This window comes from Mesorhizobium sp. M0898, assembly GCF_040319695.1.
Lineage (GTDB): Bacteria > Pseudomonadota > Alphaproteobacteria > Rhizobiales > Rhizobiaceae > Mesorhizobium.
Genome location: NZ_JAMYOE010000004.1, coordinates 153,277 through 167,775 on the forward strand (window position 1 = coordinate 153,277; position 14,499 = coordinate 167,775).

A 14,499-nucleotide genomic window follows, 5' to 3' on the forward strand; every position below is an offset into this window, starting at 1 on the left:
TCCGGGATTTCGGGAGCGCGTGTGGACCTGAGCGGCAGCTTTGCCTGTGGCGCCCGCCATTGGACGCCGTGTCACTTGGCCCTTGCGGACCCTACATTTTGGAAAGCAGGAAGCGTGCCAATTCGACAGCGCTCTTAATTATAGAATGAAATCAATATGAACCGCAGCCGCGCGACTTTTGACCAAGCTCGGCAGCGGATCAAAGATTAGTCAAAATGCCTTGCACAGCAGCATAATATTTGTGCAATGCGGTAGATTGCCCATTGCCGATGCAGATTTGCCAATGATGATGACGAGTTTCCAATTATGGCCTTACTCCGCGGCTTCGACGAAGCGGTGGCGTTCGTAGAGGAATTTCAGCACCGCCTCGCGGCAGCGCAGGAAGGTGCGGTCGGAGGAAAGCTCAATGCGCCGACGCGGCCGGGCCAGCGGCACGGGAAGAACCTCGCCGATGGTGGCCGCCGGCCCGTTGGTCATCATGACGATGCGGTCGGACAGCAGCACCGCCTCGTCGACATCGTGAGTGATCATGATCGTCGTCGAGCCGAGCCTCGAATGGATATCCATCACCGCGTCCTGAAGATGCGCGCGGGTCAGCGCGTCGAGCGCGCCGAAGGGCTCGTCGAGCAGCAGGATCTTCGGCTCCATGGCCAGCGCCCGGGCGATGCCGACGCGCTGCTTCATGCCGCCCGAAATCTCGGCCGGACGTTTGTCCTTGGCATGCGCCATCTGCACGAGATCGAGATTGCGCATGATCCATTCATGCCGCTCGGCCCGGCTCTTTTTGCCGCCGAAGACCTTGGATACCGCGAGGTTGATGTTTTCGTAGACGGTGAGCCAAGGCAGCAGGCTGTGGTTCTGGAACACCACGGCGCGTTCCGGGCCGGGGCTGTCGACCTCCTTGTCTTCGAGCAGGACGGCGCCGGCCGAGACCTTGGTCAGGCCGGCGATCAGGTTGAGCAAGGTCGACTTGCCGCAGCCGGAATGGCCGATGATCGAGACGAATTCGCCCTTGTCGATAGTCAGCCGGATGTCCTTCAGCACGTCGCTGACCTGGCTGCCGCGGGCGAAGGATTTGTTGATGTGGTCGAGTTTCAGATAGGCCGTCATCGTCCCTCTCCTCACTTTGCCGTTGTGCCGCGGGTGACGAAGACGCCGACCGCCGCGACCAGGCGGTCGAGGCAAAAGCCGGTGATGCCGATATAGGCGAGCGCGACAATGATGTCGGGCAGGCGCGACGAGTTCCACGCGTCCCAGATGAAGAAGCCGATGCCGACGCCGCCGGTCAGCATTTCGGCGGCGACGATGGCGAGCCAGGACAGGCCGATGCCGATCCGCAAGCCGGTGAAGATGTAGGGCGCGGCCGCCGGCACCATGATCTTCACAAAGAACTCGAACTGGTTGAGCCGGAGGATACGGGCGACGTTGCGGTAGTCCTCGGGGATGTTGCGGACACCGACCGCGGTGTTGATGATGATGGGCCAGATCGAGGTGATGAAGATGACGAAGATCGCCGACGGGCTGGAATCTCGGAACGCCGCCAGCGACAGCGGCAGCCACGCGAGCGGCGGCACCGTGCGCAGGATCTGGAAGACCGGATCGAGACCGCGCATCGCCCAGATCGACTGGCCGACGAGCGCGCCGAGCGCGACGCCGACGATTGCTGCCAGGCCGAAGCCCATGGCGACGCGCTGCAGCGACATCAGCACCCGCCAGGCGAGTCCGATGTCCTGCGGGCCATTGTCGAAGAACGGGTGGGCGATCAGGTCATAGGCCTCGTTCCACACCTGGCTCGGCGGTGGCAGGCTGGCCGTGGGCGACGAACAGGCGACCTGCCAGACGACGAGCATAATGGTGATGACGATGACCGGCGGCACCAGCGTGCTGGCCAGCTTGGCGGCGACCGCGGCCGGGTCGAAGCGGCGCCGCGCCCTGGCGGTCAAGGCGATGACCTCGGGGGGCTTGGCCGGTGCGGGGAACGGCTTCACCTTGCGGTCCTCGATGGCTTGGATAGACATTTCTCGAAAAAACTCCTTGGCGGCAGGTGCAAGGCAGGCGGCGCTGCCACCGCCTGCCGCGCATCCCTGTCAGGCTCAGGCCGACACCTTGATTTTCAGGCTGTCGAGATAGGCCGACGGGTTCTCCGGATCGAATATCTTGCCGTCGAAGAAGGTTTCAGTGCCTCGCGACGTAGACGCCGGAATATCGGCCGCGGCGACACCAAGATCCTTGGCCGCCTCGCGCCACAGATCCTCACGGTTTACTTGGCCGACCAGTGCTTTGATGTCGGTGGTCGGCGCGAACTTGCCCCAGCGGATATTTTCAGCGAGGAACCAGCTGTCGTGGCTCTTGAAGGGATAGGACACGCCGCCCTTCCAGAACTTCATATAGAGGTCGGTGCCGTTGGCGACGCGGCCATTGCCGTAGTTGATGTCGCCCTTGAGGCGGCCGATGATGTCGGCAGTCGGCACGTTCATCCACTGCCGCTTGCCGATGATGGCGGCCATCTCGTCCTTGTTTTCTTTTGCCTCGCACCATTGCTGGGCTTCCATGACGGCCATCAGGATCGCCTTGGTGGCGTTCGGGTACTTGTCGATAAAGGCGGCGCGCAGGCCGAGCGCCTTTTCCGGATGGCCCTTCCACAGTTCGCCGGTGGTGGCGGCGGTGAAGCCGACGCTCTGGTGGACGAGTTGCTCGTTCCACGGCTCGCCGACACAGAACACGTCCATGTTGCCGACCTTCATGTTGGCGACCATCTGCGGCGGCGGCACGACGATGGTCGAGACGTCCTTGTCGGGATCGATGCCGCCGGCAGCCAGCCAGTAGCGCAGCCAAAGATCGTGCGTGCCGCCCGGGAAGGTCATGGCGGCCTTCACCTCCTTGCCTGCGGCCTTTTTCGCAGCGAAGGCGTCCTTCAGCTTGGAGGCGTCGAGGCCGACGCCGGTGCTGGCATATTCCTGGGCGACGGAAATGCCCTGGCAGTCGTAGTTGAGCCGCGCCACGATCGCCATCGGCAGTGGCTGCTTGTTTTGCGTCACCTTGCCGGTGTGCATCAGATAAGGCATCGGCGTCAGGATATGGGCGCCGTCAATGCCGTTGGCTTCGCCGCCGAGCACCAGATTATCGCGCGTCGCCCCCCAGGAGGCCTGCTTGAGCACCTCGACATCGGGGATGCCGAATTTCTCGAACAGGCCTTTCTCCTTGGCGATCATCAACGGTGCTGCATCAGTCAATGCGATGAAGCCGAGCTTGGCGCCGGTGACTTCCGGCGCGGCGGGCGCCGCATAGGCGCCGGAGGGCAGCAGCGCACGCGCCGCGGCCAGCGTTGCCGCGGTGGCCGCGCTGATCCTCAGGAAATCCCGGCGGCTGATCGCCGTTTGGGCGGAATGGCTATTGGTGCTTTTCGTCATCGTCATCTCCGGTTGGGCGCGGCTTGGGATCGGCGCCGTCGATTGCGTGTTCGACCAAAACAAAAAAAGCCGCCGGCCAGGCCGCGCGCGTCCGTCCATCCGGGATCGCGTGTTGACCTGAGCGGCAGCTTTGCCTGTAGCGCCCGCCATTGGACGCCTATTCCGTGACCCGAGAAGAGTCTGCCTATTACAAAGCAGGAACCGTGCCAGTTTCGGAATGGGTGACAAACATCAATGAGATCAACGGCATGCCACAATCTTCGGCGCGCCGGCCCGCTGGGCGAGCAAGCCAAGGATTGTTCATTAGCGCAGTTGCACGCACATTTTTTGTGCAGCGCACAAGAATGCCGGAGAAATGATCAGGCCTCAGCGCGCGCCAATTTCTGGCCGGCAATGTAGGCGTCGATCTCGTCGGGATCGAATATCTGGCCATCGAAGAAGCCATCGGGACCGAGCACCAGGCTTGCCCCCGCCGAACCGACCGGAGTCGCGGCCTTCAGCGCGCCCTCGACCTTGGCATTGGCACCGGGAAGCGCCACGCCAAGCGGCTTCAACGCCGAGCGGTAGAGATCGGGGCGGTAGCAGTCGCGGGCAATAGCGAGGTTTTCCGGCGTGTGCGGGACATGCCCCCAGCGCACCATCTGCGTGTAGAACCACAGCGCATGGCTCTTCCACGGGAAGTTCGCCGCCTTGTTGAAGGGCAGAAAGAAGTCACCGACGGTGAGTTCGGCGCCGCCGCCGAGCGCCAGATGCCCGCTGAGAATCGGCATCTGCAGCGCCGGCGCAAGCCCGAGGAAGGCCGGCTGCGCCATCAGGGCCGCGAGTTCGTCACGGTTTGCCGGATCCTGGCACCAGCGCGCCGCGTGATGAATCGCACGCAGCAGGGCTGAAAGCGCGTCCGGCTCTCTTTCCGCCCATGCCTTGCGCACGCCAACGACTTTCTCCGGGCTGGTCTTCCAGATGGCCGCCTTGACCGTGGCGATGCGGCCGGTGCCGGCGACGACCGCGGCACTGTTCCAGGGTTCGCCGACGCAGTAGCCGTCGATCCTGCCGGCGGCGAGCGCGTCGGCCATGAAGGGGGGCGGCACGATGACGATCTCGATTTCACGCGACGGGTCGATGCCGCAGGCGGCGAGCCAGTAGCGCAATTCGTAATTGTGCCCGGAATGCGGATGGACGACGGCGAAGCGCAGCGGATCGCCGCCGCCATTCGCCTGTTCGCGAATCAGCGCTCGCAATGCCTTGCCGGCCCGCGCCGGATCGAGATCGGGTTGGGCGCCGTGCGCGGCCATGCCGGCCCAGACCGCGTTTGAAACCGTCACGCAATTGCCGCCGAGGCCGAGCGAGAACGGCACGACGGTATCGGAGGCGAGCGGCGTCAGCCCCAGATTGCAGGCGATCGGCATCGGCCCCAGCATGTGCGCCAGATCGAAGTGGCCGATGGCGATGCGGTCGCGGATGTTGGCCCAGGACGTTTCCCGGTTGAGGGTGAGGTCGATGCCTTCGCGCATAGCAAAGCCGATTTCCTTCGCTGCGACAAGGATGGCGCTGTCGAAGAGCGGCATGAAGCCAGCATTGATCCGGTGCTCGGCCGCCATTCTCAACTCTCCTCGGGATCCAGAAGCCCTGCCGCCGTCACCAGGCTCTGCGCGATTTCGGCGATCTTGCGGTTCTGGTTCATGGCTGTCTTGCGCAGCAGCGTGTAGGCCGCGTCCTCCGACAGGCCGCGCGATTTCATCAGGATGCCCTTGGCGCGATCGATCACCTTGCGGCTCTCCAACTCGCTGCGGGCTTCTTCCAGTTCGCGCGCCATGCGCGAGAAGGCGTTGAAGCGGCTGATCGCCATGTCGAGGATCGGCTTGACCCGCTCCTGGCGCAGGCCGTCGACGACATAGGCCGATACCCCCGCTTCCACCGCAGCTTCGATCGAAGCCTGATCCGAGCGGTCGACGAACATGGCGATCGGCCGCTTCACCACGCGCGAAAGCTGGAACATGTTTTCGAGCATGTCGCGGTTGGGATTTTCGAGATCGATGACGATCACGTCGGGTTCGATCTCGGCGATCCGCCGCGCGATGCCGGCGACGTCGTGGATGACCGTGACCTGCTGATGCCCGGCCTCCCGCAATCCCGCTTCGATTATCGAAGCGCGGATGTGGTTTTCATCGATCACCAGAACAGTGAGGGATTTGCGGATCATGCCGCATTTTGCGCAGGCGAGACGATTGTGCAATGCGGCATGGCGAGATTCACGGAAACAAAGCCGGCGTCCAGGCGCCGCCTGAGGAATTGGACGACGGCCGGCGCCACGAAGTTGACGCCGCGGGCGCCGCACCCGCCTGATCGGCTGCCTGCAGGTCTGTCGGCGCACGGTGATCGCGACGGGCGGAAGCAGACATCGCAAGCGAGGACTCCGGAGGTCGCGGTTGCGCCCTCAAGCCCCGCCTGGTCGACCAGATAGAAGATCGCATTGGCCTCTCCGCCCGGCATCGTCTCGCTGAACTGGATGCGGCTGTCAGGCTGGATCAGACCGAGCAGGGTCTCCGCGGCACCTCGACGCCGAGGTTGCGCAGATCGTAGCTGTTGCCGCGCCGCGCCGATTTTCTGGAGTGATAACCGCGCTCGCGCGGCGAATTCGTAACCCTACTCGGCGGCCGTCTCCGATGGCGCCTCTGCCGGCCCCGAAGGTTCGGCCTCGGCACGGGGCTTGCGCCGTGAAAACAGCGACCTGAGCGTGACGTAGAACACCGGCGTCAGGAACAGGCCGACGAAGGTGACGCCGAGCATGCCGGAGAATACCGCGGTGCCGAGCGACTGGCGCATTTCTGCGCCCGGGCCCGTTGCGATCATCAGCGGCACGACGCCGAGGATGAACGAGAAGGCGGTCATCAGGATCGGCCGCAGCCTGAGCCGGCAGGCTTCGACGGCAGCCTCGGCGGCCGACAGGCCGCGTTCCTGCGCCTGCCGCGCGAATTCGACGATCAGGATCGCGTTCTTGGCGGCAAGCCCGATCAGCACGATGAGGCCGATCTGCACGAGGATGTTGTTGTCCAGCCCTCGGAGCGACACGCCGAGCAACGCCGCGAGCACGCCGAGCGGCACCACCAGCACAATGGCGAACGGCAGCACCCAGCTTTCATATTGCGCCGCCAGCGCCAGGAACACGAACAGCACCGACAGTCCGAAGATATAGACAGCGGCATTGCCGGTGTTGCGCTCCTGATAGGCGAGCTCGGTCCATTCATAGGAGGTACCGGCCGGCAGCGTCTTTGCCGTGATCCCTTCCATCAATGCCAGCGCGTCGCCCGTGGAAACGCCGGGCGCGGCGTTGCCCTGCAGCGGCACTGAGACGTACATGTTGTAGCGCTGGACCAGCGCTGGGCCGGTGACGTCGCGGATCTCGATCAACGTGCCGAGCGGAACCAGCGCGCCGGTCGCCGAGCGCACCTTCAGTTTCAAGATGTCGGCGCGATCGAGGCGGAACGCCTGGTCGGCCTGCGCCCGCACCTGGTAGACGCGCCCGAACGCGTTGAAGTCGTTGACGTAGGCGGTGCCCAAATTGATCGACAGCGTCTCGAAGATGTTGGGGATCGGCACGTTCAGGATGCGCGCCTTGTCGCGATCGATCTCCAGGAAGAATTGCGGGCTCGACGCGGAGAAGGTGGTGAACACGCCCGTCAGCCCCGGCGTCTTGTTGGCCTTGCCGGCGATTTCGTAGGCAAGCGCCAGGATCTGCCGCATGTCGGCGCTGTTGCGCTCCTGGATCTGCAGCTTGAAGCCGCCGGCATTGCCGACGCCGCGGATCGGCGGCGGTGGCAGTGCGATAATGAAGGCTTCCTTGATGCTTTGCAGGCTGCCGAACAGATTGCCGATGACCTGGGTCGCCGACTGGCCGGCTTTCAGTCGCTCGTCAAACGGCTTGAACCTGGCGAAGATCACGCCCGCGTTGCTGGCGTTGGTGAAGGTCGCGCCGGAGAAGCCGGCGAAGGCGACAGCGTAATCGACGCCTGGCGTTTTCTGGATGATCTGCGACGCCTGCTGGATGACCGAATCGGTCCTCGACAGCGAAGCGCCGTCCGGCAACTGGACGACGACGATCGCATAGCCCTGGTCAAGCGACGGAATGAAACCGCGCGGCACCGCCTGCACCATGTAGACCGTGGCGTAGATGAGGGCCGCGAAAACGGCCAGCATGGCGGCCATCGTTATCCACGAGCCGACCAGCACGCGGATAATGCTCGAATACCAATGGGCGACCCTGTCGAAGCCGCGATTGAAGCCGTCGGCGAGCGCCCGTCCGAACCGCGCCAGGAAAAAGCGCGGCGGCGCCGCCGCGGCGTGATGCGGCTTGAACAGCAGTGCGGCCAGCGCCGGCGAAAGCGTCAGCGAATTGAATGCCGAGATCGCCGTCGACACCGCGATGGTGATAGCAAACTGCAGATAGAACTGCCCAGAAATGCCGGGGATGAAGGCTGTCGGCACGAACACGGCTATCAGCACCAGCGAGATCGCGATGACGGCCGTTCCGACTTCGTCCATGGTCAGGTGCGACGCCGGACTGGGCGCCAGCCCTCTGGCGATATTGCGCTCGACGTTTTCGACCACGACGATCGCATCGTCGACGACGATGCCGATCGCCAGAACGAGGCCGAACAGCGTCAGCATGTTGAGCGAGAAGCCGGCGGCGTAAAGTACCGCCAGCGTGCCGATCAGCGACACGGGAATCGCCACGATCGGCACGATCGCCATGCGCCACGATTGCAGGAAGACGATGATGACGATGATGACCAGCAGCATCGCCTCGAGGATCGTCTTGTAGACCTCCTGGATCGACTCGGCGACGAACTCGGTCGGATTGTAGACGATGTCGTAGCTCAACCCCTTCGGGAAGTCGCGGGAAAGCTCCTTCATCTTGTCCTGGATCTCCGCGGCTGCGGCGAGCGCATTGGTGCCCGGCCGCTGGAAGATGGCGAGCGCCACCGCCGGTTTGCCGTTGAGATAGGAGTTGGTGACGTAATCCTTGGCGCCGAGCTCGATGCGCGCCACGTCCTGGAGCGAGATCAGGCGGCCGTCGTCGGTCGATTTGACGATCACGTATCGGAAGTCGCGTGCGTCGTTGAAGCGGCCTTGCGTTGTGACCGTGTACTGGAACGCCGTGCCGGTGCTGGTCGGCGGCGCGCCGATCGAGCCGCCCGACACCTGGACATTCTGGTCGCGCAGCGCCTGCACCACATCGCCCGAGGTCATCCCCAGGGCGGACAGTTTTTCCGGATCGAGCCAGATGCGCAGCGAATATTCGCGTTCGCCGAAGATGATGAGGTCGCCGACGCCGTCTAGTCTGAGCAGTATGTCGCGCACCCGCGAGCGGGCGTAGTTCGAGACGTAGAGTTGGTCGTAGGTATTGTCGGGCGACAGCATGTGCACGACCATCATCAGGTCGGGCGAGGTCTTGGTGGTGGTGATGCCGAGGCGGCGGACTTCTTCGGGCAGGCGCGGCTCGGCGACCGACACGCGGTTCTGCACCAGCACCTGCGCCTGGTCGAGATCGGTGCCCAGTTTGAAGGTGATGGTCAGCGCCATCGCCCCGTCGCCCGACGAATAGGACGACATGTAGAGCATGCCCTCGACGCCGTTGATCTCCTGCTCGATCGGCGTTGCCACCGTCGCTGCGACCGTCTCGGCGTCTGCGCCCGGATACTGGGCGCGAACGACGATGGTCGGCGGCGCGATCTCGGGATATTGCGCGACCGGCAGCTGGGTATAAGCAATCCCGCCGAGGATCAGCAGGACGATCGAAACGACCGATGCGAAGATCGGACGGTCGACGAAGAAATGTGCGAACCTCATTGCTGCAACTCGGCGGTCTCGGCCCTGGGCGGCAACGTCACCATCTCGACCTTGACCTTGGTGCCGGGCCTGGCGTGCATCAGCCCGTTGACGATGATCGTCTCATCGCCGGTCAGGCCCTGGCGGATCACCCGGTAGCCGTCGAGAAGCGGGCCGGTGCGCACGGGCTTCGCCGACACCATCCCGGCCTCATCCACCAGGAACACGATGCGGCGATCCTGATCGGCGCCGATCGCCTCGTCGGGCACCAGCACGCCGCTATGCGGCAGCGACCCCGGCACGTTGATGCGCCCGAACATGCCTGGCTGGAGAATGCCGTCGGCGTTGGGAAACCTTGCACGCACCCGCATGGTGCCGGTCGCGTTGTCGATCCGGTTCTCGGCAAAATCGAGCTTGCCTTTGAATACCGCCTCCGCGCGGTCGGCGACGCGAACCACCACCTCAAGCCCGCCGGCGCCTTCCTGCATGCTGCCGCCGCGCTCCTTCGCGTCGCGGGCGTAGCTGAAATACAGGCGCTCATCGACGTCGAAATAGAAGTCGATCGGATCGCGCGTAACGATGGTCGTCAGCAAGGTGGAATCCGGCTGCACGAGGTTGCCGACCGACACCAGCCGGCGGTCGATGCGGCCGGACAAGGGCGCCTTGATCTCGGTGAATTCCATGTTCAGTCTGGCCGTCGTCAGCGCAGCCGTCGCGCCCTGCATCTGCGCCTGCGCCGAAAGGTATTCCCGCCGGCGGTCGTCGACCGTCGCGGTTGAGATATTGCCGGTCTTGGCGAGTTCGTCGGCGCGATCCAGCTGCATCTTGGAGAATTCGAGCAGACTCTTGGCGACGTCCACTTGCGACTTGGCGGCATCATAAGCCGCCTGGTACGGACGCTGATCGATGGTGAAGAGCAGGTCGCCCTTGTTGACCAGTGCGCCGTCCTGGAAGCTGACCTTGTCCAGATAGCCGCTGACGCGCGAACGGATGGCGACCTGGTCGAGGGCTTCGAAGCGCCCGACGAACTCGTCGTCTTCGACGATTTCACGGACCACCGGCTTGGCCGCCGTCACCACGGGTAACTGCTGGTCCTGCGCAAACGCAGTGCTGCTGAAAGCCATGCCGAGCACGAATGCCGCCAACACGGCGGCGCGGGTAAGCCAGCCGGCCGATCGACAGGGTCGCCCGCCCGCGTCGCGATGCAATTGCCCATTCTCTTGGGTGTCCATTTGCGTCCTCGCTCGCTGGACCCGGAGGTCGGTTGATCCGCTTCTACGCTCAGGCTTTTCGTCGAAATCAGAGCACTACAGTGTGTGCATGGCAACATGATCATTTTCGATGTGGGCTGAAATGTCCACCCTGTGGCTGCCCCGCCACCCGCCACTTGCGATGCAGATCCACCGGGCGGTCCGGGGATGCCATTGAGAGGGGCGGCTAGACCTGGGAACAGACCCTGGTCCCGTCGGGCTGAACGTCCGCAATCCTTCTTCAAACGTTAAAGCCGCCATTTCGCTATCGGAACCGCATCAGCCCTTACACCGCCAAACTCCCCTGCTCCGCGTCCTCTGCATTGGGATCGCCCGGCGCGGTCGCCCAGGCGAGCTCCACCAGCGTCACCGTCCGCCTTCCAACCCCGTCGAGCTGGCAGACGATCAGCCCCTGCTCCTCGATATATATCAGCAGGCGCCGGGCGCGGCGTAGCGAGTGCGAGCCGTAGGCGCGGGCGATCGCCGCGTCGCTCGGGCAGGGCCAGCCTTCCTTGGCGGCGCGGGCGATCATCATGAACACGCCTTGCATGTCCTCGGGGAGCAGCGAGGCGCGCGCCGAGACGTCCTGCCAAGCGTCATCGCCTGCCATGTCGGAGCCGAGGCCGGCGCGGGCGCGGGTCAGCATGCGGCGGAACTCCGGCAGGTCCGGCACGACCGAGGCGAGGCCCTCGATGCGGCAGCGGACCACGAACTCCTGATAAAGCACGCCGATGACCCGGAAGCCGGCATCGGGTTGCGCCAGCACGGCGCGCAGCACCCGGTCGACGCGCTCGCGGCGCTCCGCCAAATCCTCGGCGCTGATCGGCGGCTCCACCGCTTGGGGGCGGATTTCCAGCGCCGCCGATTTCGCCGCCATCAGCTGGTCGAGCAGGTCCGGCGACGACCGGCGCTGCGGCCGGACGGTTTCGGGCGGCGGGGCCGCCAGGATGATCGCGCGCGCGTCCTCCAACGCCGATTCCGGCAGCGGCATCAGGCGCGGGGTCGCGTTGCGCGGACTTGTATCGGTCGGGCCGATCCGCAAGCCCAGCGGACGGCGCGACAGCGCCGGGCCGAGCGCCATGAATTGCCCGCGCTCGAGGTCGCGAAAAGCCTCCGCCTGGCGCCGCTCCATGCCGAGCAGGTCGGCGGCGCGCGCCATGTCGATATCGAGAAAGGTCCGGCCCATGAGGAAATTGGAAGCCTCGGCGGCGACGTTCTTGGCAAGCTTGGCCAGCCGCTGGGTGGCGATGATGCCGGCCAGCCCGCGTTTGCGGCCGCGGCACATCAAATTGGTCATGGCGCCGAGCGAGAGCTTGCGCGCCTCGTCGGAAACCTCGCCGGCGACAGCCGGCGCGAACAGCTGCGCTTCGTCAACCACCACCAGCATCGGGTACCAGTGGTCGCGGGCGACCTCGAAAAGCCCGCCGAGAAAGGCGGCGGCGCGCCGCATCTGGTTCTCGGCGTCGAGCCCCTCGAGATTGAGCACCGTGGAGACGCGGTGGATGCGCGCCCGCTCGCCGGCGCTCTGCAGGCCGCGCTCGGTATGCTCCTCGGCGTCGATCACCAGGTGGCCGAAACGGTCGCCCAGCGTCACGAAGTCGCCTTCGGGGTCGATGATGGTCTGCTGCACCCAGGGCGCGCTCTGCTCCAAGAGCCGGCGCAGCAGGTGGGACTTGCCGGAGCCCGAATTGCCCTGCACCAAAAGGCGGGTCGCCAGCAGCTCCTCGAGATCCAGCGCCGCCGGGGCGCCTGCGCTCGTCTGGCCCATCTCGATCGCAACGGTCATGTCTCGACTCTCCTTGCGGAGAGGGCTTATCAATCGCATCACAGCCCGTCGAGCGCGGCATGGCCGGCGCTCCGTGTTGCGCACAGGCTGGATGTCGCGGACGATCGAGGATACGGAACGTACCGTTTCGATTCGATGAGGCTTGTCTCCTCAGGTCGAAAACCGGTACCCGCCTTTCACCGGCTGGGCCTGCCTGGCTTTCTGCGAGCCGGCGCGCGCGGCCGCTGCAAGAATGCTCTCCACAAGATCCTTGTCGCGCAGCGGTTTGCCGAGCAGCGGCACGTCGGGGGGCCGGCCGGCGATCGCGTCGGCATCGGCATATCCGGTTATCATCACCGCCGGCCAATCGGCCCGCAGATTGCGGGCGAACCGAATGACCTCCAGGCCCGAGACGAGCGGCATGGCAAAATCGGTGACGATGACATCGAAATCGTACGGCGCGCGCTCGATCATCGCCAGCGCTTCGGCACCGCCCGCGGCACAGGTAACCGCAAAGCCGTGTTGGCGAAGCGATTGCGCCGTCAGTTCCCGCAGTACGTTGCTGTCGTCGATCAGCAGGACCGATGGATAGTCCTCGCCGGCATTCACGACGCTGTCGTCGGCATCGGATTTCTCGGGGATTTCGACCGGACGCTCGATTGAACGCGGCAGCCAGAGCTGGACGGATGTTCCACTGCCGACGGTGCTTTCCATGCGAAGCGTGCCGCCCGATTGCTTGACGAAACCATGCACCGTGCTCAGACCGAGGCCAGTGCCCTTGCCGACCGGTTTTGTGGTGAAGAACGGTTCGACGACCTTGGCGAGAATGTCAGCCGGTATGCCCGACCCGGTGTCCTTGACGGTGACCACGACATAGTCGCCCGCCGAAATATCCTCGGCTGCACGGCCTAGCGTTCGATTTTGCGCCTCCACGATTATCGTGCCGCCGGACGGCATGGCATCGCGCGCGTTGAAGACCAGGTTCATCAGCGCGAGCTCCAGCTGGCTGGCATCGACATGCGCCGGCCACACAGTGTCGTCGACAAGCCAATCGAAACGGATCAGGCCGCCCAGGACCGGGGCCACCAACCCGTTCATTGTATCGCCGAGCGCGGCGAGGCGCACGGCCTGCGGCCTCAGCGTCTGGCGGCGCGAGAACGCAAGCATGCGGTTGACGAGCTCGGCGCCTTGTTTTGCCGACCGGCGTGTCAGTTCCAGAACCTGCCTGGTCTGTCCATCGAACTCGGCGTGGCGCTCGAGCAATCCCAATCCGCTGAGAATTGCGGCAAGCAGATTGTTGAAATCATGCGCCAGCCCGCCGGTAAGCTTGCCGATCGCGTCGAGGCGCTGCGATTGCAGCAGCTGGTTCTCAAGCTCGCGCCGCTCGGTAACGTCCAGCAACGTGCCGAGGATCTCAGGCTCTTTGCCGTCGGAGCCATTCGACAGGACGCCCTGGTCGAGAAAAATCCGGTAATTGCCGTCGGCGCATTGCCAGCGGAATTCGCAGGTGTAGGAGCCGGCGGCCTTGGCTGCGAGCAGGACCTCCCTCACTCTCGGCAGATCGTCGGGATGAACCCGGCTCAGGCCGAAGCCTGGATCGGATGTCAGGCGTTCGGGAGGAAAGCCGGTCAGGCGTTCGACCCCTTCGGTGACAAAGCTGGCGCCGAACGGCGGCTCCGCCGCCCTTGCGTGGAAGCAGACCGGAAGAGAGCTCAAAATGGCATGCTGCCGCTCCTGGGCGCTGCGCAGGGCTCGCTCGGCCTCGAGCTTTTCCTTCTGCGCCTGCAGTGCCTGGGCCAGCAGCCGTTGCTCGGCAGCCGCCTTTTGCTGGATTTCCAGCGTCTTCTCATGAAGTTCGACGAACACGGCGACCTTGGAACGCAGCATGGCCGGGTCGAAAGGCTTGAACACGTAATCGACCGCGCCGGCGTCGTAGCCGCGCAGCATGTGCGCGTCTTCCTTGTTGATGGCGGTGAGAAAAATTATCGGCGTTCGCCTGGATTGCTCGCGCTGGCGGATCAATCCCGCGGTCTCGTAGCCATCCAGCCGGGGCATCAGCACATCCAGCAGGATGACTGCGAAATCCTCCTTCAGCAGTGCGCGCAACGCCTCTTCGCCCGACTGCACGCAGACGACTTCACCGATAGGGGCCAGAACCTCGCCGATCGCCAGCAGATTGCGCTCGTCGTCATCCACGGCCAGGATGCGCGCCTTTGCCGGCCCTGCTGCCGGCGCCATAACCTCCAGC

General features: G+C 64.6%; 9 protein-coding genes. All 9 read right to left on the reverse strand.

Going from position 1 to position 14,499, the window contains the following annotated elements:
• Window positions 1-312 precede the first annotated feature (312 nt).
• Window positions 313-1,110 carry an ABC transporter ATP-binding protein gene (locus NKH90_RS08045; RefSeq protein ID WP_352681456.1) on the reverse strand — a complete coding sequence of 266 codons (798 nt, stop codon included), beginning with the start codon at window positions 1,108-1,110 and terminating at the stop codon, window positions 313-315.
• Window positions 1,111-1,121: 11 nt separating this feature from the next.
• Entirely contained in the window at window positions 1,122-2,018 is an 897-nt protein-coding gene (gene ntrB / locus NKH90_RS08050) for a nitrate ABC transporter permease (RefSeq protein WP_352818604.1), read from the reverse strand.
• Window positions 2,019-2,093: 75 nt separating this feature from the next.
• Window positions 2,094-3,410, reverse strand: coding sequence for a CmpA/NrtA family ABC transporter substrate-binding protein (locus NKH90_RS08055; RefSeq protein ID WP_352767269.1), 1,317 nt, complete (start codon window positions 3,408-3,410; stop codon window positions 2,094-2,096).
• A gap of 359 nt (window positions 3,411-3,769) precedes the next feature.
• Entirely contained in the window at window positions 3,770-5,008 is a 1,239-nt protein-coding gene (locus NKH90_RS08060) for a CmpA/NrtA family ABC transporter substrate-binding protein (RefSeq protein ID WP_352818607.1), read from the reverse strand.
• A 2-nt stretch (window positions 5,009-5,010) separates the two neighbouring features.
• Window positions 5,011-5,610, reverse strand: a complete 600-nt coding sequence (locus tag NKH90_RS08065; RefSeq protein WP_023676288.1) for an ANTAR domain-containing response regulator — start codon at window positions 5,608-5,610, stop codon at window positions 5,011-5,013.
• A 443-nt stretch (window positions 5,611-6,053) separates the two neighbouring features.
• Window positions 6,054-9,257, reverse strand: a complete 3,204-nt coding sequence (locus NKH90_RS08070; RefSeq protein ID WP_352818610.1) for an efflux RND transporter permease subunit — start codon at window positions 9,255-9,257, stop codon at window positions 6,054-6,056.
• On the reverse strand, window positions 9,254-10,360 hold the full coding sequence (locus tag NKH90_RS08075; protein ID WP_352470181.1) for an efflux RND transporter periplasmic adaptor subunit: 1,107 nt from the start codon (window positions 10,358-10,360) through the stop codon (window positions 9,254-9,256). The genes NKH90_RS08070 and NKH90_RS08075 overlap by 4 nt, the downstream gene beginning before the upstream one ends.
• Window positions 10,361-10,772: 412 nt before the next feature.
• Window positions 10,773-12,272: a helicase HerA domain-containing protein gene (locus NKH90_RS08080; RefSeq protein WP_352501119.1), complete on the reverse strand. Its 1,500-nt coding sequence runs from the start codon at window positions 12,270-12,272 to the stop codon at window positions 10,773-10,775.
• Between the two features lie 150 nt (window positions 12,273-12,422).
• Window positions 12,423-14,489, reverse strand: coding sequence for a PAS domain-containing hybrid sensor histidine kinase/response regulator (locus NKH90_RS08085; RefSeq protein ID WP_352681465.1), 2,067 nt, complete (start codon window positions 14,487-14,489; stop codon window positions 12,423-12,425).
• Between the last annotated feature and the right edge of the window lie 10 nt (window positions 14,490-14,499).